At 69.2% G+C, this 25,478-nt stretch carries 16 protein-coding genes and 1 tRNA gene; 10 read left to right on the forward strand and 7 right to left on the reverse strand.

From position 1 onward, the window contains the following. Nucleotides 1-161 precede the first annotated feature (161 nt). Entirely contained in the window at nucleotides 162-2,888 is a 2,727-nt protein-coding gene (gene polA / locus OG410_RS11855) for a DNA polymerase I (RefSeq protein WP_329299089.1), read from the reverse strand. Between the two features lie 170 nt (nucleotides 2,889-3,058). Here polA and OG410_RS11860 point away from each other — a divergent pair, with 170 nt between their 5' ends. From OG410_RS11860 to OG410_RS11890, 7 genes are all read left to right on the forward strand, one after another. Further along, nucleotides 3,059-5,338, forward strand: coding sequence for an FdhF/YdeP family oxidoreductase (locus OG410_RS11860; protein ID WP_329299090.1), 2,280 nt, complete (start codon nucleotides 3,059-3,061; stop codon nucleotides 5,336-5,338). Nucleotides 5,339-5,398: 60 nt separating this feature from the next. After that, nucleotides 5,399-5,860: a PaaI family thioesterase gene (locus tag OG410_RS11865; RefSeq protein ID WP_329299091.1), complete on the forward strand. Its 462-nt coding sequence runs from the start codon at nucleotides 5,399-5,401 to the stop codon at nucleotides 5,858-5,860. 1,501 nt (nucleotides 5,861-7,361) lie between these two features. Then, nucleotides 7,362-8,567 carry a branched-chain amino acid ABC transporter substrate-binding protein gene (locus tag OG410_RS11870; RefSeq protein ID WP_329304094.1) on the forward strand — a complete coding sequence of 402 codons (1,206 nt, stop codon included), beginning with the start codon at nucleotides 7,362-7,364 and terminating at the stop codon, nucleotides 8,565-8,567. Nucleotides 8,568-8,763: 196 nt separating this feature from the next. Further along, complete coding sequence (locus OG410_RS11875; RefSeq protein ID WP_326788391.1) at nucleotides 8,764-9,696, forward strand: branched-chain amino acid ABC transporter permease; 933 nt, start codon at nucleotides 8,764-8,766, stop codon at nucleotides 9,694-9,696. Between the two features lie 5 nt (nucleotides 9,697-9,701). Then, complete coding sequence (locus OG410_RS11880; protein WP_329304095.1) at nucleotides 9,702-11,492, forward strand: branched-chain amino acid ABC transporter permease; 1,791 nt, start codon at nucleotides 9,702-9,704, stop codon at nucleotides 11,490-11,492. A 5-nt stretch (nucleotides 11,493-11,497) separates the two neighbouring features. Then, nucleotides 11,498-12,598 carry an ABC transporter ATP-binding protein gene (locus tag OG410_RS11885; protein WP_329299092.1) on the forward strand — a complete coding sequence of 367 codons (1,101 nt, stop codon included), beginning with the start codon at nucleotides 11,498-11,500 and terminating at the stop codon, nucleotides 12,596-12,598. Next, the gene (locus OG410_RS11890; RefSeq protein WP_329299093.1) at nucleotides 12,595-13,311 is read left to right on the forward strand and encodes an ABC transporter ATP-binding protein; all 717 of its coding nucleotides are present in this window, start codon (nucleotides 12,595-12,597) and stop codon (nucleotides 13,309-13,311) included. Before OG410_RS11885 ends, OG410_RS11890 begins: the two co-directional genes overlap by 4 nt. Nucleotides 13,312-13,424: 113 nt before the next feature. On the opposite strand, the gene OG410_RS11895 is transcribed toward OG410_RS11890, so the two are convergent. Beyond that, nucleotides 13,425-14,081 carry an ANTAR domain-containing response regulator gene (locus OG410_RS11895; protein ID WP_329299094.1) on the reverse strand — a complete coding sequence of 219 codons (657 nt, stop codon included), beginning with the start codon at nucleotides 14,079-14,081 and terminating at the stop codon, nucleotides 13,425-13,427. 101 nt (nucleotides 14,082-14,182) lie between these two features. Here OG410_RS11895 and OG410_RS11900 point away from each other — a divergent pair. Next, nucleotides 14,183-14,265 (forward strand) — tRNA-Leu (locus OG410_RS11900). Nucleotides 14,266-14,352: 87 nt separating this feature from the next. Further along, on the forward strand, nucleotides 14,353-15,144 hold the full coding sequence (locus tag OG410_RS11905) for a helix-turn-helix domain-containing protein (protein ID WP_329299095.1): 792 nt from the start codon (nucleotides 14,353-14,355) through the stop codon (nucleotides 15,142-15,144). 27 nt (nucleotides 15,145-15,171) lie between these two features. Here OG410_RS11905 and pyk read toward each other — a convergent pair whose 3' ends face one another. Then, entirely contained in the window at nucleotides 15,172-16,608 is a 1,437-nt protein-coding gene (gene pyk / locus OG410_RS11910) for a pyruvate kinase (RefSeq protein WP_329299096.1), read from the reverse strand. A gap of 241 nt (nucleotides 16,609-16,849) precedes the next feature. Continuing rightward, nucleotides 16,850-17,578, reverse strand: coding sequence for an SIMPL domain-containing protein (locus OG410_RS11915; RefSeq protein WP_329299097.1), 729 nt, complete (start codon nucleotides 17,576-17,578; stop codon nucleotides 16,850-16,852). Nucleotides 17,579-17,717: 139 nt separating this feature from the next. Between OG410_RS11915 and OG410_RS11920 the strand changes: the two genes are divergently transcribed. Beyond that, nucleotides 17,718-19,523 (forward strand): 5'-nucleotidase C-terminal domain-containing protein, encoded by a 1,806-nt coding sequence (locus OG410_RS11920; protein ID WP_329299098.1) that lies wholly within the window; start codon nucleotides 17,718-17,720, stop codon nucleotides 19,521-19,523. Nucleotides 19,524-19,670: 147 nt separating this feature from the next. Here OG410_RS11920 and OG410_RS11925 read toward each other — a convergent pair whose 3' ends face one another. From OG410_RS11925 to pepN, 3 genes are all read right to left on the reverse strand, one after another. Next, entirely contained in the window at nucleotides 19,671-21,116 is a 1,446-nt protein-coding gene (locus OG410_RS11925) for a lysine N(6)-hydroxylase/L-ornithine N(5)-oxygenase family protein (RefSeq protein ID WP_329299099.1), read from the reverse strand. Next, nucleotides 21,113-22,567 (reverse strand): pyridoxal phosphate-dependent decarboxylase family protein, encoded by a 1,455-nt coding sequence (locus tag OG410_RS11930; RefSeq protein WP_329299100.1) that lies wholly within the window; start codon nucleotides 22,565-22,567, stop codon nucleotides 21,113-21,115. The genes OG410_RS11925 and OG410_RS11930 overlap by 4 nt, the downstream gene beginning before the upstream one ends. A 264-nt stretch (nucleotides 22,568-22,831) precedes the next feature. Further along, nucleotides 22,832-25,324, reverse strand: coding sequence for an aminopeptidase N (gene pepN / locus OG410_RS11935; protein WP_329299101.1), 2,493 nt, complete (start codon nucleotides 25,322-25,324; stop codon nucleotides 22,832-22,834). Nucleotides 25,325-25,478: the final 154 nt, after the last annotated feature.

Here is a 25,478-nt window from a genome sequence, read left to right on the forward strand (position 1 = left end):
GGCCCGGGGCTCCTTGTACGGGCCACGCGGGTGACGCCCCACGGGCCCGCCCCGAACCGCCCCGAACCGCCCGGCATACGGCCGGGAACGCCCGAGGGCCGTGTCCCCGGCACCACGTGGTGCCGGGGACACGGCCCTCGGCCGAAGGCGTCGTCCGCTGCCTAGTGCGCCGCCGACTCCCAGTCCCGGCCCGCGCCTACGGAGACGTCCAGCGGGACATCGAGCCGGACCGCGGACGCCATCTCGTGACGCAGCAGTTCCTCGGTCCGCTCACGCTCACCGGGAGCGATCTCCAGGACGATTTCGTCATGGACCTGAAGCAGCATGCGGGAGTCGAGCTTCGCCTCGCGCAGCGCCCGGTCCACGTTCAGCATCGCGATCTTCACGATGTCGGCCGCCGTGCCCTGGATGGGCGCGTTCAGGGCCATCCGCTCGGCCGCCTCACGGCGCTGGCGGTTGTCGCTGTTGAGATCGGGCAGATAGCGGCGGCGCCCGAAGAGCGTCGCGGTGTAACCCGTGGCCCGGGCCTCGTCGACCGCCCGGCGCAGATAGTCCCGCACCCCGCCGAAGCGCTCGAAGTACGTGTCCATCAGCGCACGGGCCTCGCCCGCCTCGATGTTCAGCTGCTGCGACAGACCGAAGGCCGACAGCCCGTACGCGAGGCCGTACGACATCGCCTTGATCTTGCGGCGCATCTCGGCGTCGACCGCGGACCGCTCCACCGAGAACACCTGGGAGGCGACGGTGGTGTGCAGGTCCTCACCGGAGGTGAACGCCTCCAGCAGCCCCTCGTCCTCGGACAGATGGGCCATCACCCGCAGTTCGATCTGGCTGTAGTCCGCGGTCATGAGGCACTCGAAGCCCTCACCGACCACGAAGCCGCGGCGGATCGCACGGCCCTCGTCCGTGCGCACCGGGATGTTCTGCAGGTTCGGATCGGTCGACGACAGCCGGCCGGTCGCCGCGACCGTCTGGTTGTACGTGGTGTGGATACGGCCGTCCGCGGCGATCGACTTGATCAGGCCCTCGACGGTGACACGCAGCTTGGCCTGCTCACGGTGACGGAGCATGATCACGGGCAGTTCGTTCTCGGTCTGCGTCGCCAGCCAGGCCAACGCGTCCGCGTCCGTCGTGTAACCCGTCTTCGTCTTCTTCGTCTTCGGCAGGGCCAGTTCACCGAAGAGGACTTCCTGGAGCTGCTTGGGCGAACCGAGGTTGAACTCGTGCCCGGCGGCCGCGTGCGCCTCCTTCACCGCCTGCTGCACCGCGCCGGCGAACATCTGCTCCATGGCCTCCAGATGCGCCCGGTCCGCCGTGATGCCGTGCCGCTCCAGCCGCGCCAGCAGGCTGGACGTGGGCAGCTCCATGTCCCGCAGCAGATCCGCCGCGCCGACCTCCTGGAGCTTCTCCCCGAACGCCTCCCCCAGATCGAGGATCGTCCGGGCCTGTGCCATCAGTGCGTCGGCCTCGGCCTGCTCGTCCGCACCGAACGCGAGCTGTCCGTCGGCCGCGGCGGCGGGCCCGAGCTCCCGGCCCAGATACTCCAGGGAGAGCGCGTCCAGCGCGAAGGAACGACGGCCCGGCTTGACCAGATAGGCCGCGAGCGCCGTGTCCATGGTCACACCCTCGATGCTCCAGCCGTGCTCGGCGAAGACCCGCATCGCACCCTTGGCGTTGTGCATCACCTTGTGCCGGCCGGAGTCGGCGAGCCACGCGGCGAACGCGTTCTCGTCGGCCTCGTCCAGCCGGGACGGGTCGAACCAGACCGCCGGCCCCGCACCCGCCGCGAGCGCCACCTCGGCGACCGACCCCGAGCCCAGCGCCCACGAGTCGACCGTCGACACACCCAGCACCCCGGTGCCGTGCTCGGCGAGCCACGGCACCAGCTCGCCCGCCCCCAGCACCGCCCCGTCGATCTCGACACCCTCGGCGGCCGGCCGCGCCTCCTCGGCCTCCGCGCCCCCCGGGTCCACGGCGAACAGCCGCTCACGTAGCGAGGGGTTACGGATCTCCAGCGTGTCCAGGACCATCGCCACAGCCGTACGGTCGTACGGGGCCCGCTCCAGGTCCGCCACCGTCCGCGGCAGCTCGACGTCCTTGACCATCTCCGTGAGACGGCGGTTGAGCTTCACCGCCTCCAGGTGGTCACGCAGGTTCTGCCCGACCTTGCCCTTGACCTCGTCGACCCGCTCGACCAGCTCCGCGAACGAACCGAACTGGTTGATCCACTTCGCGGCCGTCTTCTCGCCGACCCCGGGAATGCCCGGCAGGTTGTCCGACGGGTCACCGCGCAGCGCCGCGAAATCCGGGTACTGCGCCGGCGTCAGCCCGTACTTCTCGACGACCTTCTCCGGAGTGAACCGGGTCAGCTCGGAGACACCCTTCGTCGGATACAGCACCGTCGTGTGCTCCGAGACCAGCTGGAAGGAGTCCCGGTCACCCGTGACGATCAGCACCTCGAAGCCCTCGGCCTCGGCCTGGGTGGCGAGCGTCGCGATGATGTCGTCGGCCTCGAAGCCGTCCACCGCGAACCGCTGCGCGTGCATCGCGTCCAGCACCTCGCCGATCAGCTCGACCTGGCCCTTGAACTCGTCCGGGGTCTTCGACCTGTTCGCCTTGTACTCGGTGAACTCCTCGGAACGCCACGTCTTGCGCGAGACGTCGAACGCCACCGCGAAGTGCGTGGGCGACTCGTCGCGCAGCGTGTTCGCCAGCATCGACGCGAAACCATAGATGGCGTTCGTCGGCTGGCCCGTCGCGGTGGTGAAGTTCTCCGCGGGCAGCGCGAAGAACGCGCGGTAGGCCAGCGAGTGCCCATCCATGAGCATCAGGCGCGGGCGGCCCGTACCTGCGGTTTTCTCGGTCTGCTTCGATGCTGTCTCTGCCACACCCCCGATCCTGCCACGGCCCGCTGACAACGAGAGCCCTCCCGGCCCGGCACACCCCCTCCCCGCCCCGCCTTCCCACAACCCACGGCCTTCGCTGTCGGCCACGCGTGCGAGGATCGAAGAGGTACGAACACACGCACACCGACGTGCGCACGCGAAGGGGTTCAGCGATGGCCAGCAAGCCGCCGAAAAGCGATCCGGTCCAGGACGCGCCGCAGGTAGCCGGACCGAAGCACGCCGCGGCCGGACTCCCCGCCATCGGACACACCCTGCGCATCGCCCAGCAGCAGATGGGCGTGCGCCGCACCGCCCTCACCCTCCTGCGCGTCAACCAGAAGGACGGCTTCGACTGCCCGGGCTGTGCCTGGCCCGAACCCGAGCACCGGCACACCGCGGAGTTCTGCGAGAACGGCGCCAAAGCCGTCGCCGAGGAAGCCACCCTGCGCCGGGTCACCCCCGACTTCTTCGCCGCGCACCCCGTCTCCGACCTCGCCGGCCGCAGCGGCTACTGGCTCGGCCAGCAGGGCCGCCTCACCCACCCCATGTACCTGCCCGAGGGCGCCGACCACTACGAGCCCATCGCCTGGGAACGCGCCTTCGACATCGTCGCCGAGGAACTGGCCGCGCTCGGCTCCCCCGACGAAGCCCTCTTCTACACCTCGGGCCGCACCAGCAACGAGGCCGCCTTCCTGTACCAGCTCTTCGCCCGCCAGCTCGGCACGAACAACCTGCCGGACTGCTCGAACATGTGCCACGAGTCGTCCGGCTCGGCCCTCAACGAGACCATAGGCATCGGCAAGGGCAGCGTCCTGCTCGACGACCTCTACCGAGCCGACCTGATCATCGTCGCCGGCCAGAACCCCGGCACGAACCACCCGCGCATGCTCTCCGCCCTGGAGAAGGCCAAGGCCAACGGCGCGAAGATCATCACCGTCAACCCGCTGCCCGAAGCGGGCATGGAACGCTTCAAGAACCCGCAGACCCCCCAGGGCATGGTCAAGGGCGCAGCGCTCACCGACCTCTTCCTCCAGATCCGCCTCGGCGGCGACCAGGCCCTCTTCCGCCTGCTGAACAAGCTGATCCTCGACACCGAGGGCGCCCTCGACGACACCTTCATCGCCGAACACACCCACGGATTCGAGGAATTCGCCCAGGCCGCCCGCGCCGCCGACTGGGACCGGACCCTCACCGCCACCGGCCTCACCCGCGAGAGCATCGACGAGGCTCTGAAGATGGTCCTCGCCTCACAGCGCACCATCGTGTGCTGGGCGATGGGCCTCACCCAGCACAAGCACTCCGTCCCCACCATCCGCGAAGTCGTCAACTTCCTGCTCCTGCGCGGCAACATCGGCCGCCCCGGCGCCGGCGTCTGCCCCGTCCGCGGACACTCCAACGTCCAGGGCGACCGCACCATGGGCATCTTCGAACGCCCCGCCCCCGCCTTCCTCGACGCCCTGGAGAAGGAGTTCGGCTTCAAGCCGCCCCGCGAACACGGCTACGACGTCGTACGCGCCATCCGCGCCCTGCGCGACGGCGACGCGAAGGTCTTCTTCGCCATGGGCGGCAACTTCGTCTCCGCCTCCCCCGACACCGACGTCACCGAGGCGGCCATGCGCCGCGCCCGGCTCACCGTCCACGTCTCCACCAAGCTGAACCGCTCGCACGTGGTCACCGGAGCGCGCGCCCTCATCCTGCCCACCCTCGGACGCACCGAACGCGACCTCCAGGGCAGCGGAGAACAGTTCGTGACCGTCGAGGACTCCATGGGCATGGTGCACGCCTCACGCGGCCGCCTGGAGCCCGCGAGCCCCCACCTGCTGTCCGAGCCCGCCATCGTCGCCCGCCTCGCCCGCAGGGTCCTCGGCGAGGCCGGCACCACCCCCTGGGAAGAGTTCGAGAAGGACTACGCGACCATCCGCGACCGCATCGCCCGCGTGATCCCCGGCTTCCAGGACTTCAACGCGCGCGTGGCCGACCCCGCCGGCTTCGCCCTCCCGCACGCCCCGCGCGACGAACGCCGCTTCCCGACGGCCACCGGCAAGGCCAACTTCACCGCCGCACCCGTCGAACACCCCGAACTCCCCGAAGGCCGCCTGCTCCTGCAGACCCTGCGCTCGCACGACCAGTACAACACCACCATCTACGGACTCGACGACCGATACCGGGGCATCAAGAACGGCCGCCGGGTCGTCCTCGTCAACCCCGACGACGCCCGCGAACTGAAGATCACGGACGGCTCGTACGTCGACCTCGTCGGCGAATGGAAGGACGGCGTCGAACGACGCGCCCCCGGCTTCCGCGTCGTGCACTACCCCACCGCCCGCGGCTGCGCCGCCGCCTACTACCCCGAGACCAACGTCCTGGTCCCCCTCGACTCGACCGCCGACACCAGCAACACCCCCGCCAGCAAATCCGTGGTCGTCCGTCTGGAACAATCGACAGCCGACTGAGCGTTCGCTCAGCAGGGACATCCACGACGAAGTGGTCCACGACGAACGGAGCCGGGCGCCATGGGCGAACAGCACACCCCGAAGTTCCCGCAAGGGGTCATCGACGAGTACGCCGCACTCGGTGTCGATCTGCCGGCGCTCTTCTCCGCGGGCCACCTCGGCAACCGCATGGGCGTCCAGATCACCGAGGCCTCCGCGGACCGCGTCGTGGGCACCATGCCCGTCGAGGGAAACACCCAGCCCTACGGCCTCCTCCACGGAGGAGCCTCCGCCGTCCTCGCCGAGACCATCGGCTCCGTCGGCGCCATGCTCCACGGCGGCATCACCAAGATCGCCGTCGGCGTCGACCTGAACTGCACCCACCACCGCGGCGTCCGCTCCGGCCTCGTCACCGGCGTGGCCACACCCGTCCACCGCGGACGCACCTCGGCGACGTACGAGATCGTCATCACCGGCGAGGACGGCAAGCGCGTCTGCAGCGCCCGCCTCACCTGCATCCTCAAGGACGCACCCCAGAGCTGACACCCGGACGGCCCCGGGGCGGCCCGAAGCCCTCCGGGGCCGCACTGATCCCCTGGGCACTCCCATGCCCTCCGGGGCACGCGGATCCCCGGGGCGCCCTCAAGCCCTCCGGGGCGCGAACCCTCCAGGACGGCCCGGGTGCCTCCAGGGCGCTGCGGGGGCCTCCAGGACGCCCCCAGGGCCTTCCGAGACACGCGGGCTCCCCGGAGCCGCTCCGAGGCCCCCTGGGTGGCACAGGGCCCCTCCGAGTCGCCCCGAGACCCCCCGGGACACACGAACCCTCGGAGCCGAGGTTCTCCAGGGCACGCGGCTCCCCGAGCACCGTGAGCCGCGCGAACTCCGCCGGCCCCATCGAGGGTCTCCTGCCGCCCGGCCCTCCCGAGCCCTCCGGTTCCCCCGGCCCGTCCCCGGCCCGCCCTGCGCTCCAGGGCCACGAAAGCGTTCGCCGAGCGCCACTGGTTCACGGACCATCCAGAGGCTCGCACCCCCTCCAGAGGCTCGCAGCCCCTCCAGGAGTTCGTCGCATCCTCCGGATCCGCGGATCCGCCGAAGCCCGAAGTCCGACCCTCCACCCCTCGGCGCCCGTTGGGACGCGGCCCACCCAGGGCCCGGACCGTCATCGCTATCGCAACCGGCACCCCGTCGCCCCGCCTCGGCCACCGACCGTGACCACCGAGCGCACAACTCACCGCCGCAACCGCCCCGGCGGCACGCGCGTCTCCTTCCGCTTCGAGGCCGGCACCGCCCGCCGGACAGCCGTCAGCGCCCGCCAAGTAGACATCGGACCCGCCGAGTTGAGCGCGAAAGCCCACCCCCGCTGCCACTGACAGTGAAGGCCGGAAACGCCCGCCTCATCGTCTTGCGCCGCGCCGTATACAACCGCGCCGGGCCGCCGCACGCCGCCGAGGCCCCCCACCCCGACCTGCCCGTCCACGACGACAACGCACAGCAACAGCAAAGCCTCACTTCGGCGGCACACTGCCGCTCGGCCCGCGGGCCGTACCACCCGGCCCCAGCCACCCCAACAGGCTCTTCCCCGCACCCACTTCACCCGGCCAGGACGCCGACGACCACATCACACGGCGGTAACAGTCGGTTACCTCTGCCGCAATAAAGCAATCCCCGCGCCGCGAGCCGCACCGCACCCCGCTCCGAGCGGCTCCCCGAACCGCCACCACACGTACCGCTTCCGGTATCCGCCATCAACCCGGAACAGCACGTTCTCACCATGCGAACACACAACCGCCCCGGGTCGACGCGCCGAAATGCTCCGATCGTCCGCCCCACGCCCCGCGAGGCACCCCCCGGATAACAAGAGCGTCACAGCCTTCCCCACGCTCCTCCCCACCCCCCCAACCTGCGCTTATAGTCACGGCCAGTCACCGCGCCGCCGGGCGCGTCACTGCATGGCCCTGCTTCACCCAGTACGGCCCGGCGAGAAACACGGCCCCCACCCTGGGGTGCCGCGCCAGGGAGAGGATTCAACGTGCGACAGCGTTCTATGGTCATACTCACCGCCGTGCTCACGACAGGAGCACTCACGCTGACCGCCTGCGGCTCGCGCGACGACAGCGGCGACAGCAAGGGCGACAAGAAGACCGAGATCATCATCGGCGTGGACGCGCCGCTGACTGGTCAGAACTCCGCCACCGGCCTCGGCATCCAGGGCGGCGTCCAGATCGCCGTCGACGACGCCAACAAGAACAACACCGTTCCCGGCGTGACCTTCAAGGTCAAGGCGCTCGACGACAAGGCCATCCCGGCCTCCGGCCAGGCCAACGCCACCCAGCTCGTCCAGGACGACAAGGTCCTCGGCGTGGTCGGCCCGCTGAACTCCGGCGTCGCCACCCAGATGCAGCAGGTCTTCGACACCGCAGGTCTCGTCGAGATCTCGCCGTCCAACACCGCGCCCGAGCTGACCCAGGGCAAGAACTGGCAGACCGCCAAGTCCCGCCCGTTCAAGACCTACTTCCGCACCGCCACCACCGACGCCCTCCAGGGCGGCTTCGCGGCCGACTACGCCTACAACACGCTGAAGAAGCGCAAGGTGTACGTGGTCGACGACAAGCAGACCTACGGCGCCGGCCTCGCCAAGCTCTTCAAGGCCGGCTTCACCAAGTCCGGCGGCAAGCTCGCGGGCGAGGACCACGTCAACACCGGCGACACGGACTTCTCCGCCCTCGTCACCAAGATCAAGAACTCCAAGGCCGACCTCGTCTACTACGGCGGCCAGTACGACGAGTCCGAGAAGCTCACCAAGCAGCTCAAGGACGGCGGAGTCAAGGTCCCGCTGTTCGGTGGCGACGGCATGTTCTCCGACACCTACATCCAGACCGCCGGCGACGCCTCCAAGGGCGACCTCGTCACCTCGGTCGGCCAGCCCGTCGACTCCCTGGCCTCCGCCGCCGACTTCATCAAGAAGTACAAGGCGTCCGGCCTCAAGGGCGACTACGGCACCTACGGCGGCTACTCCTACGACGCCGCCACGGCCATCATCAAGGCCATCGGCGCTGTCGTGAAGGACGGCAAGATCCCGGACGGCGCCCGCGCCAAGATCGTCGCCGAGGTCCAGAAGACCAAGTTCGACGGCATCGCCGGCCCCGTCTCCTTCGACGAGTACGGCGACACCACCAACAAGCAGCTCACCGTCTACCAGGTCGTCGACGGCAAGTGGAAGGCCGTCAAGAGCGGCACGTTCAACGGCTGATCAGCACCACCCGGGCCACTCCGATGGATCGGTCCACCACCAGGCAACGGCGCCCCGAGCGGCACCACACGCCCGGTCCGATCCATCGGACAGGCCCTCAGCACAACCACAGGGCCGCGCGGCCACGACCACACGTCACCGCGCGGCCCGCTTCATACGCCCTGATCAACTCTCCCCACCACATGGAGGCCACGCGGTGAACACCCTGCCGCAGCAGCTGGCCAACGGGCTGTTCCTCGGCTCGATGTACGGGCTGATCGCCATCGGCTACACGATGGTGTACGGCATCGTCCAGCTCATCAACTTCGCCCACGGCGAGATCTTCATGACCGGCGGCTTCGGCGCACTCTCGGTCTACCTGTACGTTCTGCCAAACGGCACATCCATGTGGATAGCCCTCCCAGCGATGCTGATAGGCGGCGGAATCGTCTCCGTCCTCATCGCCGTCGGGGCCGAACGCTTCGCCTACCGGCCACTGCGCGGAGCGCCACGCCTCGCACCGCTCATCACCGCCATCGGTCTGTCCCTGGCCCTCCAGCAGATCGTCTTCAACACCTACCCCGATGCCAAGACCGACCTGAAGTTCCCCCAACTTCCCTTCGGCACTGTGCACATCGGCTCGGTCAGCATCCAGAGCGGTTCGGTCTTCGTCATCGTCGCCGCCCCCCTGTGCATGGCGGCCCTCGCCCTGTTCGTCAGCCTCTCCCGCACCGGCCGCGCCATGCAGGCCACCGCGCAGGACCCTGACACCGCACAGCTCATGGGCATCGACACCAACCGCATCATCGTCATCGCCTTCGCCATCGGCGGCTTCTTCGCCGCCGTCGCGGCCGTCGCCTACGGCCTGCGCTACGGCACCGTCAAGTACGACATGGGCTTCCAGATGGGCCTCAAGGCCTTCACCGCGGCCGTCCTCGGCGGCATCGGCAACATCTACGGCGCCATGATCGGCGGCCTCGTCCTCGGCCTCGCCGAGACCATGGCCACCAGCTACATCGACGGCATCCCGGGCATGCAGCAGCTCGGCGGCGGCGGCTGGTCCTCCGTCTGGGCCTTCGTACTCCTCATCCTCGTACTGCTGTTCAGGCCACAAGGCCTCGTCGGCGAACGCGTCGCGGACAGGGCGTGAGCACCATGGCAACCACCGAGACCACCATCTCCGAGCGCGGCCTGATCGCACTCCCCGAGAGCGCCGCCCGCGCCCTCATCGCCTTCGGCGCCATCGCCACCATCGCCAGCACGTTCATGTCCTGGACCTACACGGCCGACTTCCCCGGGGACCTCACCTACTACGGCTCCCCGGCCGGACTCCAGATCCTCGACATCGTCGCCGGCGCGCTCACCCTCCTCTTCGCCCTGACCCTCTGGAACGTCCGCGGCCTCGGCTGGCTCAACCCGGCGGGCGCCACCCAGCCCGTCGTCCTCGCCGCCGCCTCCGCGTTCGCCGTCAGCTGGTTCAGCGCCATCGCCATCGCCGTCGACCTCAAGGGCCTCGTCGCACTCGACCCCGGCGCCTACGTCGCCACCGTCGGCTCCCTGATCGCCCTCCTCGGCACCCTGGCACTCCCCAAGCCCGGTGACACCTTCAAGGACTACGTCACCAAGCCCGACCTCATCCCGCCGGCCGCCAAGCTGCCCGCCTGGGTCGAGCGCCTCGTCATCACCGCCGCCACCGCCGTCGCACTCATCGCGTTCACGTACGGCATCGGCGTCGACCCCGACGCGAGCGAAACGTTCCTGGGCTACCTGCTCCTCGTCGTCCTCGGCACCTGGGCCCTCCAGACCGCCGGACTCTTCGACCGCTTCGCCCAGCTCAACGCCCGCCACAAGGGATTCGCCACCACCATGGCGTTCCTCGCCGCGGCGGTCTTCCCCTACGTCGCGGACAACGAGCACAACGCCAACGTCGGCGTGAGCATCCTCGTCGTCGGCACCGTCGCCCTCGGCCTCAACATCGTCGTCGGCCTCACCGGACTCCTCGACCTCGGATACGTCGCCTTCCTCGGCGTCGGCGCCTACGCCGCGGCCCTCGTCTCCGGCTCCGAGTTCTCCCGCTTCTCCGGCGTCCAGTTCCCCTTCTGGGCCGCCATGCTCACCGGCATGGCCGCGTCGCTCGTCTTCGGCGTCCTCATCGGCGCCCCCACCCTGCGACTGCGCGGCGACTACCTCGCCATCGTGACCCTGGGCTTCGGAGAGATCTTCCGCATCGCCGTCAACAACCTGGACGGCGCCTCCGGACCCAACATCACCAACGGCCCCAACGGCATCTCCATGATCCCGGACCTCAACATCTTCGGGTTCGACTTCGGTTCCACCCACGACGTCGCCGGCCACGCCCTCGGCCGCTTCGCCAACTACTTCCTGCTGATGCTGCTCATCACCGGACTCGTGGTCGTCGTCTTCTCCCGCGCCGCCGACTCCCGGATCGGCCGCTCCTGGATCGCCATCCGCGAGGACGAGACCGCCGCCACCGCCATGGGCATCAACGGCTTCCGCGTCAAGCTCGTCGCCTTCGCCCTCGGCGCCTCCCTCGCCGGCCTCGCCGGAACGGTCAGCGCCCACGTCGGCTACAGCGTCAACCCGGCCCCGTACCAGTTCGCCGGCTCCGTACCCCCGAACTCCGCCTTCCTCCTCGCGGCGGTCGTTCTCGGCGGCATGGGCACCGTCAGCGGACCCATCCTCGGCGCCACCCTGCTCTACCTCCTCCCTGAGAAGCTCCAGTTCCTCAAGGAGTACCAACTCCTCGCCTTCGGCGTCGCGCTCGTCGTCCTCATGCGCTTCCGCCCCGAAGGCATCATCGCCAACCGCCGCAACCAGCTCGAGTTCCACGAGAGCGACGACAGCGACGACAGCGACGAGACCGTCCACATCCCCGAACAAGGCCTGCCCGACTCCACCGTCGGCGTCACCAAGGCAGGGGCGTAACCAACATGACCACCACCACAGCCCCCAGCCCCGTCCTCGAAGCCACCGGCGTCACCATGCGGTTCGGCGGCCTCACCGCCGTCCGCAACGTCGACCTCACGGTCAACGCCGGAGAGATCGTCGGCCTCATCGGCCCCAACGGCGCGGGCAAGACCACCTTCTTCAACTGCCTCACCGGCCTCTACGTCCCCACCGAGGGCAAAGTCGCCTACAAGGGCACGGTGCTGCCCCCCAAGCCGCACCTCGTCACCAGCGCAGGCATCGCCCGCACCTTCCAGAACATCCGGCTCTTCGCCAACATGACCGTCCTGGAAAACGTGCTCGTCGGACGCCACACCCGCACCAAGGAAGGCCTCTGGTCCGCCCTCCTGCGCGGCCCCGGCTTCCGCAAGGCCGAAGCCACCTCCCGCGAACGCGCCATGGAACTGCTGGAGTTCATCGGCCTCGCCCACAAGGCCGACCACCTCTCCCGCAACCTCCCCTACGGCGAACAGCGCAAGCTGGAGATCGCACGCGCGATGGCGAGCGAGCCGGGCCTGCTCCTCCTGGACGAGCCCACCGCCGGCATGAACCCCCAGGAAACCCGCGCGACCGAAGAACTCGTCTTCGCCATCCGCGACCGGGGCATCGCCGTCCTCGTCATCGAGCACGACATGCGCTTCATCTTCAACCTGTCCGACCGCGTGGCCTGCCTCGTCCAGGGCGAAAAGCTCGTCGAAGGCACCTCCGAGGTCGTCCAGGGCGACGAGCGCGTAGTCGCCGCCTACCTCGGGACCCCCTTCGAGGGCGCCCCCGGCGCGGAGGAACTCGCCGAGGTCGAGGCCGCGGAAGCGGCGGGAGCCGCCGAAGCCGTGACCACGACGGACACCGCCCCGGCCGACGACACGGCGGACGCCCCCGAGGCCGAGGAAGCCGAAGAGACTCCGGCCGCCGAGGACAGCACGGACACCGACGAAGCCCCCGAGGCCGAGGAAACGTCCGACGCCCCCGAGGCCACCGAGGAGCCCGAGGACGCCACCCCGGCCGACGACTCCGACGCCCCCACCGCGTCCGACGACTCCGACGCACAGGGCAGCAGCACCAGCAAGGAAGGAACCGCCCCGTGACCGCACTGCTCGAGGTCGAAGACCTCAAGGTCGCCTACGGCAAGATCGAAGCCGTCAAGGGCATCTCCTTCAGCGTCGAAGCCGGCCAGATCGTCACCCTCATCGGCACCAACGGCGCCGGCAAGACGACGACCCTGCGCACCCTCTCCGGGCTCCTCAAGCCCAGCGGAGGCCGCATCCTCTTCGACGGCCAGCCCCTCGCCAACATCCCCGCCCACAAGATCGTCGCCCTCGGACTCGCGCACTCCCCCGAGGGACGCCACATCTTCCCCCGCCTCTCCATCGCGGAGAACCTCCAGCTCGGAGCCTTCCTCCGCAGCGACAAGGCGGGCATCGAGAAGGACATCCAGCGCGCCTACGACCTCTTCCCCATCCTGGGAGAACGCCGTAAGCAGGCCGCCGGAACCCTCTCGGGCGGCGAGCAGCAGATGCTCGCCATGGGACGCGCCCTCATGTCCCAGCCCAAGCTGCTCATGCTCGACGAACCCTCCATGGGCCTCTCGCCGATCATGATGCAGAAGATCCTCGCGACCATCGCCGAACTCAAGGCGGCCGGCACGACGATCCTCCTCGTCGAGCAGAACGCCCAGGCGGCGCTCTCCCTCGCCGACCAGGCCCACGTCATGGAGGTCGGCAGCATCGTCCTCTCCGGCACCGGCCAGGACCTGCTCCACGACGAGTCCGTCCGCAAGGCGTACCTCGGCGAGGACTGATCCACCGCGGCCCGGCCGCACACACGAAGAGGCCCGCACCTCCGTCAGGGGTGCGGGCCTCTTCCGTCCGCCACGACCAGGCGGACCAAGCTCTACGACAGGGGGGCGCGGGACTAGCCCTTCGCCGCCTTCTTCTCCGCGGCGTCCTCGATGACCGCCTCGGCCACCTGCTGCATCGACATACGGCGGTCCATCGACGTCTTCTGGATCCACCGGAACGCCGCCGGCTCCGTCAGCCCGTACTCCGTCTGCAGAACCGACTTCGCGCGGTCCACCAGCTTGCGCGTCTCCAGACGCTGCGTGAGATCCGCGATCTCACCCTCCAGCGCCTTCAGCTCCGCGAACCGGGACACCGCCATCTCGATCGCCGGCACCACGTCGCTCTTGCTGAACGGCTTCACCAGGTACGCCATCGCGCCCGCGTCACGGGCCCGCTCGACCAGGTCGCGCTGCGAGAACGCGGTCAGCATCAGCACCGGGGCGATCGACTCCTCGGCGATCTTCTCCGCCGCCGAGATGCCGTCCAGCTTCGGCATCTTCACGTCGAGGATCACCAGGTCGGGCTTGTGCTCCCGGGCCAGCTCGACGGCCTGCTCACCGTCACCGGCCTCACCTACGACGGTGTAGCCCTCTTCTTCGAGCATCTCTTTGAGATCGAGGCGGATCAGCGCCTCGTCCTCGGCGATGACGACACGGGTCGTCAGCGGAGGCACGTGCGACTTGTTGTCGTCGGGCGCGTCTACGGGCTGGGGCGACTCGGGGGCGGTCACGGGGGCTCCTCATTGCGGGCCGGGCAGGTAGTGCTGCTTAAGAAGACTACCTAGCGGCGGCGCGCTGCGATGACCCGGTATGCTTCCGCAGAGCCACTCACGCCGGGTTGGTGGAAGGGTATACACGGAGGTCTCAAACACCTCTGCCTGAGAGGGCTTGCGGGTTCGAATCCCGCACCCGGCACAGATCATCGCAAAGCGGAGGTCCACGTTCTCGTGGACCTCCGCTTTTTGCTGCACACGGTGACGATCAGCAACGCACAGCGTTCACATGAACGCGCATGGAACTGAAGTACGGCAAAAGGCTCTCACCCTGCTCCGCGACGGGGCCAAGAACACCGACGTGGCACGACGGTTCGGCGTTCCGCCGGGAACGGTCAGCTACTGGAAGCACGTGGACCGAGTCAAACGCGGCGAGCCGGTCACCGTTCGCCCGTCACTCCTCTGCCCGAGGTGCGACGGCCGTGACCTCGACAAGGCCTCGTACAGCTATCTCCTCGGCCTGTATCTGGGCGACGGGCACATCAGTCACTACGCGAAGCACAAGGTGCCCAGCCTCATGATCACCCTCGACGACACCTGGCCAGGTATTCAGGACAGCACGGAACGCGCCCTGCGGACCGTGTTCCCCCACAACGCCACGTGCCGCGTGCGAAGCAAGGGCGCACACAACATCAAGGTGTACTTCAAACACCTCGGCTGCCTCTTCCCCCAGCACGGCCCCGGCAAGAAGCACGAGCGCCCGATCGTGCTCGAACCCTGGCAGCAGGAGATCATCGACGCCCACCCCTGGGAGTTCGTCCGGGGGCTCATCCACTCCGACGGGTGTCGCATCACCAACTGGACCACCCGCGTCGTCGGCGGGGAGCGCAAGCGTTACGAGTACCCCCGGTACTTCTTCACCAATGTCTCGGACGACATCCGGCAGCTCTTCACGGACATCCTGGACAAGCTCGGGGTCGGCTGGACGCACTGCACCCGCCACGGGAACCCGTACAACATCTCCGTCGCCAAGAAGGCCTCCGTAGCCCTCATGGACGCCCACGTGGGCCCCAAGTACTGACCGGCGACGGAGAAGCACCTCCGCCTGCTACTTGGGGCTGTCGTCCTCGCCGATGTGGTGGACGCGGACCAGGTTCGTGGAGCCGGTGACTCCGGGCGGGGAGCCGGCGGTGATCACGACGACGTCGCCCTTGGCGCAGCGGCCGTACTTGAGGAGGAGTTCGTCGACCTGGTCGACCATGGCGTCGGTGGAGTCGACGTGGGGGCCGAGGAAGGTTTCGACGCCCCAGGTGAGGTTGAGCTGGGAGCGGGTGGCGGGGGTGGGGGTGAAGGCGAGGAGGGGGATGGGTGAGCGGTAGCGGGAGAGGCGGCGGACGGTGTCGCCGGACTGGGTGAAGGCGACGAGGAACTTGGCGCCGAGGAAGTCGCCCATCTCGGCGGCGGCTCGGGCGACGGCACCGCCCTGGGTGCGGGGTTTGTTGCGTTCGGTGAGAGGCGGAAGGCCCTTGGCGAGGATGTCTTCTTCCGCCGCTTCGACGATGCGGGACATCGTCCTGACGGTCTCGATGGGGTATTTGCCGACGCTGGTCTCGCCGGAGAGCATGACGGCGTCGGTGCCGTCGATGACGGCGTTGGCGACGTCGGAGGCTTCGGCGCGGGTGGGGCGGGAGTTCTCGATCATCGAGTCGAGCATCTGGGTGGCGACGATGACCGGCTTGGCGTTGCGCTTCGCGAGCTTGATGGCGCGCTTCTGGACGATGGGGACCTGTTCCAGAGGCATTTCGACGCCGAGGTCGCCGCGGGCGACCATGATGCCGTCGAAGGCGGCGACGATGTCGTCGATGTTGTCGACGGCCTGGGGCTTTTCGACTTTGGCGATGACGGGGAGGCGGCGGCCTTCTTCGTCCATGATGCGGTGGACGTCGTGGATGTCCTTGCCGCTGCGGACGAAGGAGAGGGCGATGACGTCGAAGCCGGTGCGCAGGGCCCAGCGGAGGTCGGCCTCGTCCTTGTCGGAGAGGGCCGGGACGGAGACGGCGACGCCGGGGAGGTTGAGGCCTTTGTGGTCGGAGACCATGCCGCCTTCGATGACGGTGGTGCGGACGCGGGGGCCGTCGACGGAGGTGACTTCGAGGGAGACCTTGCCGTCGTCGACGAGGATGCGTTCACCGGGAGTGACGTCCGTTGCCAGTCCGTCGTAGGTGGTTCCGCAGTGGTCGCGGTCGCCTTCGGCGCCTTCTTCGACGGTGATGGTGAAGGTGTCTCCGCGTTCAAGGAGTACGGGGCCTTCGGTGAAGCGGCCGAGGCGGATCTTCGGGCCTTGAAGGTCGCCGAGGATTCCGACGCTGCGGCCGGTTTCGTCGGATGCCTTTCGGACGTGTCGGTAGCGTTCCTCGTGGTCGGCGTGGGTGCCGTGGCTGAGGTTGAAGCGGGCTACGTCCATTCCGGCTTCGACCAGGGCTTTGATCTGGTCGTACGAGTCGGTGGCGGGGCCCAAGGTGCAGACGATTTTCGCTCGGCGCATGATTCGAGCCTAGGCCTTACCGGTCGGTAGAGAATTGGTCGCGCATGACTACTCAACAACCTTTGCGTGAAGGGTTATTGACAACTGTTGAATTGTGCGCCGCGCCGCTCCGATGAGCGGAGCATGGTGCTTGGTGTGGCGGGCGCGTTCTTCGACCTGTGCCCGTCCAGTGTGCGCCGGGCCCTGGGATGGGTGCGAGGAAGAGCCTCGCGGTGACTTTCCGTGATGCTTCCAGGTGTGGCTAGAGCCGTGGAGGTGCCATGGTGAAGCGGGCGTTGACCTGGGCGTGGACGTGCTGGCGTTGGGGTTCGAGGTCGAGGGGGGCGGGTTCGTCCTCGGTGGGGCCGGCGCCGTAGGCGGCCCGGCTGAGCGCGCGGGCGCTCTGGGGGACTCGGGGGTGGGTGTCCTCGGCGCCGGTGTCGGCGAGTTCGACGAGTGCGGTGAGGGTGGTGCCGAGGGCTTCGGCGTATTCGCGGGCGCGTTGGACGGCTTCACGGACGGCCTGTTGGCGTGCTGTGCGGTGGGCGGGTGAGTCGGGGCGCAGGGTCCACCAGGGGCCGTCGACGCGGGTGAGGTCGAGGTCGGCGAGGGCGGTGGTGAGTTCGCCCAGCGCGGTGAAGTCGTTGAGTTCGGCGGTGATGTGGACGAGGCCGTGGTGGGTGCGGACGCGTTCTCCGCGGCCGTGGCGGCCGAGTTCGGGGGTGATGGTGAGGGCACTGGTCTCGAGGTGTTCGACGGCGTCGCCGTAGGTTTTGACGAGGTCGAGGGCGAGGGTGTTGCGGCGGGTGAGGTCGGCGAGGGTTTCGCGTCGGTCTTTGCCGCGGGCGGTGACGGTGATGGTGATGCGGGCGATCTCGGGGTCGACTTCGAGACGGGCTTCGCCTCGGACGGCGATGCGGGGTGTGTCGGGGGTGCCGTAGGGGACGGGGGGTGGGGTCGGGTGGGTGGCGGGGGCGGTGTCGGGGGTCATACGTCCCACTCTGTCAGGAGGTGGGGGGTCAGTGGCGCTGTACGGCCACGAGATGGAAACCTCCAGGGTCTTTTGCGGGGGCGTGTGTTGGGCCAGAATCTACGCGCGTCGTTGACCAATTTCCCGAGGAGTTCGAGCCATGCCGTTGAACCGCCGGAAGTTTCTGAAAGAGTCCGCCGTGACGGGTGCGGGGGTGGCGCTCGCGGGTGTGGGCGCGGCTCCGGTGGCCCAGGCCGCGGAGAGGGCGAAGGGGGGCCGGCCGGTGAAGCGGTACGAGCTGACGGTGATGGGGACCACCGATCTGCACGGTCATGTCTTCAACTGGGACTACTTCAAGGACGCGGAGTACGCGGACAAGGCGGGTAACGCTCAGGGTCTGGCACGGATCTCGACGCTGGTGAACGAGATCCGTGCGGAGAAGGGGCGTTGCAACACGCTGCTGCTGGACGCCGGTGACACGATCCAGGGCACTCCGTTGACGTACTACTACGCGAAGGTGGATCCGATCACCGCCAAGGGTGGTCCGGTGCACCCGATGGCGCAGGCGATGAACGCGATCGGCTATGACGCGGTGGCTCTCGGGAACCACGAGTTCAACTACGGCATCGAGACACTGCGGAAGTTCGAGTCGCAGTGCCGTTTCCCGCTGCTGGGCGCGAACGCGCTGGACGCGAAGACGCTGAAGCCGGCGTTCCCTCCGTACTTCATGAAGGAGTTCCACGTCCACGGCGCGCCGCCGGTGAAGGTGGCGGTGCTGGGTCTGACGAACCCGGGTATCGCGATCTGGGACAAGGCTTATGTGCAGGGGAAGTTGACGTTCCCGGGCCTTGAGGAGCAGGCGGCGAAGTGGGTGCCGAAGCTGCGGTCGATGGGTGCGGATGTGGTGGTCGTGTCGGCGCATTCGGGTGCGTCGGGTACGTCGTCGTACGGTGACCAGTTGCCGTACGTGGAGAATTCGGCGGCGTTGGTGGCGCAGCAGGTGCCGGGGATCGACGCGATCCTGGTGGGTCACGCGCACCTGGAGATCCCGGAGTTGAAGGTCACGAACACGGCGACGGGGAAGACCGTCGTGCTGTCGGAGCCGCTGGCGTACGCGGAGCGGATGTCGGTGTTCGACTTCGCGCTGGTCTTCGAGAAGGGGCGCTGGACGGTCGAGTCGGTGGCCGCGTCGGTGCGCAACACGAACTCGGTGGCGGACGACCCGAAGATCACGCGGCTGCTGAAGGACGAGCACGACGTGGTCGTGGCGTACGTCAACCAGGTGGTCGGCACGGCGACGGAGACGTTGACGACGGTGGAGGCGCGTTACAAGGACGCTCCGATCATCGATCTGATCACCAAGGTGCAGGAGGACGTGGTCAGGGCGGCGCTGGTGGGGACGCAGTACGCGTCGTTGCCGGTGATCGCGCAGGCGTCGCCGTTCTCGCGGACGTCGGAGATCCCGGCCGGGAATGTGACGATCCGGGATCTGTCGAGTCTGTATGTGTACGACAACACGCTGGTGGCGAAGGTGTTGACGGGTGCGCAGGTGCGGGCGTACCTGGAGTACTCGGCGAACTATTTCGTGCAGACGCCCGTGGGTGCGGTGGTCGACACGGAGAAGCTGACGAACGCGAACAGTCGTCCGGACTACAACTACGACTATGTGTCGGGGCTCGCGTACGACATCGACATCGCGCAGGCGGAGGGTTCGCGGATCAAGAACCTGACGTTCGGCGGTGCGCCGTTGGACGACGCTCAGCAGTTCGTGTTCGCGGTGAACAACTACCGTGCCAATGGTGGCGGCGCGTTTCCGCATGTCGCTTCGGCGACCGAGGTGTGGTCGGAGTCGACGGAGATCCGGACGCGTATCGCGGAGTGGGTCACGGCGAAGGGTGTGCTGGACCCGAAGGAGTTCGCGTCGGTGGACTGGAAGCTGACGCGTGAGGGTGTGCCCGTGTTCTAGGGCGTTTTTGGTTCAGGTCGGCGGCGTCGGCGCGGTTTCTCGCGTCGGCGCCGTTTGTCTTGGGCGGTTGTGCAAGGCGATCGGAGGATCCCGGCCTCTGTGTGAACCGATCGGCGGGGCTCGTCCGATGAGGGGATGTGGGGGTGGTCATCGTCCTTCGACGAGGGGGATGAGGGGGACGAGGCGAGTGAGGGTTCGGGTTTCCTGACGGGCGGCGGGGACGCGGGGGGTGTGTTCGAGGCCGAAGGTCGTGAAGGCGGTGCGGCCGGGGAGGGGGTAGGGGTCTTTGCCGGTGAGGGAGTTGAGGATGGTGGCGCTGCGCCAGGCGGCGAGGCCGAGGTCGGGGGTGCCGACGCCATGGGTGTGGAGTTCGGCGTTCTGGACGTAGACGCGGCCGGTGACGGTGGGGTCGAGGACGAGGCGGAACTCGTTGTCGATGTCGGGGCGTTCGGCGTTGTCGCGGCGGAGGTAGGGGTCGAGTCCGGCGAGGAGGGGGGCGATGGGGCGTTCGCGGTAGCCGGTGGCGAGGACGACGGCGTTGGTGGTGTGGCGGGATCGGGTGCCCTGCTGCGTGTGTTCGAGGTGGAGTTCGATCTTGGTGGTGGCGATGCGGCCGGCGGTGCGGACGGTGACGGCGGGGGTGAGGACGGCGTCGGGCCAGCCGCCGTGGAGGGTGCGGCGGTAGAGCTCGTCGTGGATGGCGGCGATGGTGTCGGCGTCGATGCCTTTGTGGAGTTGCCATTGGGCGGCGAGGAGCCTGTCGCGGACGGGTTCGGTGAGGGCGTGGAAGTAGCGGGTGTAGTCGGGGGTGAAGTGTTCGAGGCCGAGTTTGGAGTACTCCATGGGTGCGAAGGCCTCGGTGCGGGCGAGCCAGTGGATCTTTTCTTTTCCGGTGGGGCGGTTGCGGAGGAGGTCGAGGAAGACTTCGGCTCCTGACTGGCCGGCGCCGATGACGGTGATGTGGTCGGCGGCGAGGAACCGGTCGCGGTGTTTGAGGTAGTCGGCGGCGTGGATGACGGGTGCGTCGGGAGCCTCGACGAGTGGTTTCAGGGGTTCGGGGATGTGGGGGGCGGTGCCGACGCCGAGGACGATGTTGCGGGCGTGGGTGCGGCCGAGGGCCTGGGCTCGGCCGTGGATGTCGAGCTGGGTGAAGTCGACTTCGAAGAGCTCGTGTTCGGGGTTCCAGCGGACGGTGTCGACCTGGTGGGCGAAGCGGAGTCCGGGGAGGTTGTCGGCGACCCAGCGGCAGTAGGCGTCGTATTCGGCGCGTTGGATGTGGAAGCGCTCGGCGAAGTAGAAGGGGAAGAGGCGGTCGCGGTCCTTGAGGTAGTTGAGGAAGGACCAGGGGCTTGTGGGGTGGGCGAGGGTGACCAGGTCGGCGAGGAAGGGGACTTGGAGGGTGGCGCCGTCGATGAGGAGGCCGGGGTGCCAGTCGAAGCCGGGGCGTTGTTCGTAGAAGACGGTGTCGAGTTCGGTGAGGGGGTGGGCGAGGGCGGCGAGGGAGAGGTTGAAGGGGCCGATGCCGATGCCGACCAGGTCGCGGGGGGTTTCGGCGTCGGGGCGCTGGGGGTGGGGGTGGGGTGTCGGTCTCATCGGGGGGTGTGTCCTTCCACCAGTTTCAGGAGCGTGGCCAGGTCGCCCGGCCGGGTGTGGGGGTTGAGGAGGGTGGCTTTGAGCCAGCGGCGGCCGTCGAGGGTGGCGCGGCCGAGGACGGCGCGGCCTTGGTCGAGGAGGGTGCGGCGTACGGCGGCGACGGTGTCGTCGGTGGCGCCTCGGGGCCGGAAGAGGACGGTGCTGATGACGGGGTGGTCGTAGAGCTCGAAGCCGGGGTGTGCGGCGGTGAGGTCGGCGAGTTCGTGGGCGTGGGCGCAGACCTGGTCGACGAGGTGGCCGATGCCGTGGCGTCCGAGGGTCTTGAGGGTGACGGCGATCTTGAGGATGTCGGGGCGGCGGGTGGTGCGCAGGGAGCGGCCGAGGAGGTCGGGGTGGCCTGCTTCGGTGTCGTCGTCGGCGTTGAGGTAGTCGGCCCGGTGGGTGAGCGGGGTGAGGTCGGTGGGGTCGCGTACGGCGAGGAGTCCGGCGGCGACGGGCTGCCAGCCGAGTTTGTGCAGGTCGAGGGTGACGGTGTCGGCGTGGGCGAGTCCGTCGAGTTTGGTGCGGTGCCGGTCGCTGAAGAGGAGGCCTCCGCCGTAGGCGGCGTCGATGTGGAGGCGTGCGCCGTGGGTGGCGCAGAGGTCGGCGATGTCGGGCAGCGGGTCGATGAGTCCGGCGTCGGTGGTGCCGGCGGTGGCGGCGACGAGGAGGGGGCCGCGCAGGTCGCTGAGGGCGCTGTCGAGGGCGGCGGGGTCGAGGGTGCCGGCGGGTGCGGGGAGGACGACGGGTTCGGGCAGGCCGAGGAGCCAGGTGGCGCGGTGGAGGGAGTGGTGGGCGTTCGCTCCGCAGACGAGTTGGATGCCGTGGTGTTTCTCGCGGGCGAGGAGGAGGGCGAGTTGGTTGGATTCGGTGCCGCCGGTGGTGACGAGGGCGTCGCCCTGCGCGCCTCGCGTTCCCTCCGCGCCTCGCGTGCCCTCCGCGATCTCCGTGACCTTCGTACCCTCCGTGCCTGAGGTGTGCGAGGTGTCGTCCGGGTTGCCGTAGACCAGGTCGGCGAGGGCCCGGGTGAGGAGTGCCTCGAGTTCGGAGGCGGCGGGCGCCTGGTCCCAGGAGTCGAGGGAGGGGTTCAGGGCGGAGACGGCGAGGTCGGCGGCGGTGGCGACGGCCAGGGGCGGGCAGTGCAGGTGCGCCGCGCACAGGGGGTCGGCGGGGTCGGCGGCGCCTTCGGCGAGGGCGCGGACGAGGGTGTGCAGGGCATCGGGGCTGCCGTGGTGGGGCAGGGGGTCGCCGAGGGCTGTGCGCAGGCGCCCGGCGACGTGTGCGGGTCCTCCGGCGGGGAGGGGGCCTCCGCGGGCGGCGGTTCCTTCGGCGAGTGCGTGCAGGACGGTGTGGAGCAACGGCCGCAGTGCGTCGGGGCCTTCGGGGCCTGAGGCGAGGGGCGGCGTGCTCATGGGTGTCCTCCGGTGGACGTGCGGCGGGGTCCTTCCCGGCGTGTGCGTGTTTTGGGCAGGTGCGCCCGCCAAGGACAACGATTCGGCCCCGGCGGGGGTACTGCCGTACGGAGGATTTGTGTGACGGGGGTGGACACGCGGGACGCCGGACGGCTGCGGGGGCAGCTGTCCGGCGTCCGGGTTCGCGTCTGGTGTCTGGACTCCGGGGTCCGGAGCCGGGTCTTGTGCCCGGTCTCCGGTGTCCGGTCTTCGTCGGGTTGGCGGCTAGGCCTGCCTCACCCGCAACGCGCGTGCGAGGTCGTCCAGTTGGTCGGCGAGTTTGCGGCGCAGGGCCGGGATGAGGTCGGCGTCGCGCAGGCAGCTCTCGCCGAGGGCGAGGGTCTCGGGCGTGACGGCGCAGGCGGGGAAGGCCCAGCGTCCTGCGGCTTCGGCGATGGCGGGGCCGCGTCGTTCGGCGAGGGCCACGGCGTCGGGCCAGTAGCGCTCGACGTAGGCGTGGACGAGGCCGGCCTGTTCGGGCTGCCAGAAGCCCTGGGCGGTGGCGGTGAACAGGTAGTTGGAGAGGTCGTCGGTGGCGAACATCGCGTCCCAGGCGGCGCGTTTGGCCTGGGGGTCGGGCAGTGCGGCGCGGCAGCGGGCGGCGCCTTCCTGGCCGGTGGCGCTGGGGTCCTGGACGAGTTCGGCTTCGATCACGGCGTCGTCGACGGCGCCGAGGACGCTGAGCCGGCAGAGGATGCGCCAGCGCAGCTCGGGGTCGAGTTCGGGGCCGCCGGGGACGGTGCTCTCGGAGAACCAGGCGCTGATGGTGTCGGGGTGGACGGCGACGTCGATGAGGTGGCGTACGGCGGTCAGGCGCAGTCCGGGCTGGGAGCCGTCCTCGGTGCGGCGGATGAGGTCGCGGCACAGGTCGGTGAGGGTGGCGAGGGCGGTGGCCCGCTGTTCGGGGCTCAGGTACCGGTCGGCGACGTGGGCGGTGGCGAAGGTGAGGACGCCCTGGACGACGGCGAGGTCGGTCTCGTGCGGCAGGTGGGTGCGGGCGGTCTCGATGTAGGCCGTGGCGGGCAGTTCGCCGTCGCGTACGGCGTCGCGCAGGGCGTTCCAGACGACGGCCCGGGTGAGGGGGTCGGGGAGGCCGGCGAGGGCGCCTCGTACGGTCTGGAAGGACTTGGTGTCGAAGCGGACCTTGGCGTAGGTGAGGTCGCCGTCGTTGAGGAGGAGCAGGTCGGGGCGGCGGCCGGGCCGGGGGTCGGTGGAGCCGCCCTGGGGGACGTCGAGTTCGAAGCGGTCGCGCAGGGTGAGCCGGTTGCCCTCGCCGGGGACGATGTCGTAGGCGCCGACGGCGATGCGATGGGGGCGGCTGCCCTGGTGGTCGACGGTGAGGTGCCACTGGCCGTCGGCTTCGGTGATCTCGGGTGTGAGGGTGTCGACGCCGGTGGTGCGCAGCCAGGCGTCGGCCCAGGCGTGGACGTCGCGTTCGGTGGCGGAGGCGAGGTTGTCGATGAAGTCGGCGAGGGTGGCGTTGGCGAACTTGTGGCGGGCGAAGTGGGTGTTGATGCCGGCCAGGAAGTCCTTCTCGCCGAGCCAGGCGACGAGTTGGCGCAGTGCGGAGGCGCCCTTGGCGTAGGAGATGCCGTCGAAGTTGAGCATGGCGGACGCGGTGTCGGGGACGGCGTCCGGGTCGGGGGCGACGGGGTGGGTGGAGGGGCGCTGGTCGGCGTCGTAGCCCCAGGACTTGCGGGCGACGCCGAAGTCGACCCAGGTGTCGGTGAAGCGGGTGGCTTCGGTGAGGGTCTGGTAGCCCATGTACTCGGCGAAGGACTCGTTGAGCCAGATGTCGTCCCACCAGCGCAGGGTGACGAGGTCACCGAACCACATGTGGGCCATTTCGTGGGCGATGACCATGGCGCGGGTCTGGCGCTCGGTGTCGGTGACGGCGGAGCGGTAGATGAACTCGTCGCGGAAGGTGACGAGGCCGGGGTTCTCCATGGCGCCGGCGTTGAATTCGGGGACGAACGCCTGGTCGTAGGAGTCGAAGGGGTAGGGCTCCTCGAACTTCTCGTGGTAGCGGTCGAAGCAGGCGCGGGTGACGTCGAGGATCTCGTCGGCGTCGGCGTCGAGGTACGGGGCGAGGGAGCGGCGGCAGTGGAGGCCGAAGGGCAGGCCGCCGTGTTCGGTGCGTACGGAGTGCCAGGGGCCTGCGGCGACGGCGACGAGGTAGGTGGAGATCAGCGGGGTGGGGGCGGCTTTCCAGTGGCCGTCGCCGAGGTGTTCGGTGACGCCGTTGGCGAGGACGGTCCAGCCTTCGGGGGCGGTGACGGAGAGCTCGAAGACGGACTTGAGGTCGGGCTGGTCGAAGGCGGCGAAGACGCGCTGGACGTCTTCCATGAAGAGCTGGGTGTAGACGTAGGTCTCGCCGTCGGTGGGGTCGGTGAAGCGGTGCATGCCCTCCCCGGTGCGGGAGTAGCGCATGGAGGCGTCGACGCGCAGTTCGTGCTCGCCGGCGGTGAGTCCCTTGAGGGCGAGCCGGTTCTCGTCGAGGGCCGCGGGGTCGAGGGGCCGGCCGTCCAGGGTGACGGAGCGCAGTTCGGCGGGCTTCATCTCGACGAAGGTGTCCGCGCCGGCGCGGGCGGTGAACCGGATGACGGTCAGGGAGTCGAAGGTCTCGTCCCCTCCGGTCAGGTCGAGTTCGATCCCGTAGTGGTGGACGTCGAGGAGCTTGGCACGGGTCTGCGCTTCGTCGCGCGTCAGTACGGACATAAGGCCATGCTGCCCGATGGCGAGGGTCGGGACACAGGGGCGGTCCGGTATATGCGCGTTGACGCCACCTGGTCACGGACTGCGGTCGGGGGCGCGGGAGGGGCGGCCGGGCCGGCGGAGCGGTGGCCCGCCGCCGTCACTCCCGCGTATCGGC

It is taken from the genome of Streptomyces sp. NBC_00659, from assembly GCF_036226925.1.
In the GTDB taxonomy this organism is placed as follows: Bacteria; Actinomycetota; Actinomycetes; order Streptomycetales; family Streptomycetaceae; genus Streptomyces.

Coding starts and splice junctions, on each gene's coding strand:
- pepN (WP_329299101.1), bottom strand. CDS start 25,324: ATGTCCGTACTGACGCGCGACGAAGCGCAGACCCGTGCCAAGCTCCTC.
- OG410_RS11860 (WP_329299090.1), top strand. CDS start 3,059: ATGGCCAGCAAGCCGCCGAAAAGCGATCCGGTCCAGGACGCGCCGCAG.
- OG410_RS11880 (WP_329304095.1), top strand. CDS start 9,702: ATGGCAACCACCGAGACCACCATCTCCGAGCGCGGCCTGATCGCACTC.
- pyk (WP_329299096.1), bottom strand. CDS start 16,608: ATGCGCCGAGCGAAAATCGTCTGCACCTTGGGCCCCGCCACCGACTCG.
- OG410_RS11865 (WP_329299091.1), top strand. CDS start 5,399: ATGGGCGAACAGCACACCCCGAAGTTCCCGCAAGGGGTCATCGACGAG.
- OG410_RS11905 (WP_329299095.1), top strand. CDS start 14,353: ATGAACGCGCATGGAACTGAAGTACGGCAAAAGGCTCTCACCCTGCTC.
- OG410_RS11920 (WP_329299098.1), top strand. CDS start 17,718: ATGCCGTTGAACCGCCGGAAGTTTCTGAAAGAGTCCGCCGTGACGGGT.
- OG410_RS11930 (WP_329299100.1), bottom strand. CDS start 22,567: ATGAGCACGCCGCCCCTCGCCTCAGGCCCCGAAGGCCCCGACGCACTG.
- OG410_RS11915 (WP_329299097.1), bottom strand. CDS start 17,578: ATGACCCCCGACACCGCCCCCGCCACCCACCCGACCCCACCCCCCGTC.
- OG410_RS11925 (WP_329299099.1), bottom strand. CDS start 21,116: ATGAGACCGACACCCCACCCCCACCCCCAGCGCCCCGACGCCGAAACC.
- OG410_RS11870 (WP_329304094.1), top strand. CDS start 7,362: ATGGTCATACTCACCGCCGTGCTCACGACAGGAGCACTCACGCTGACC.
- OG410_RS11885 (WP_329299092.1), top strand. CDS start 11,498: ATGACCACCACCACAGCCCCCAGCCCCGTCCTCGAAGCCACCGGCGTC.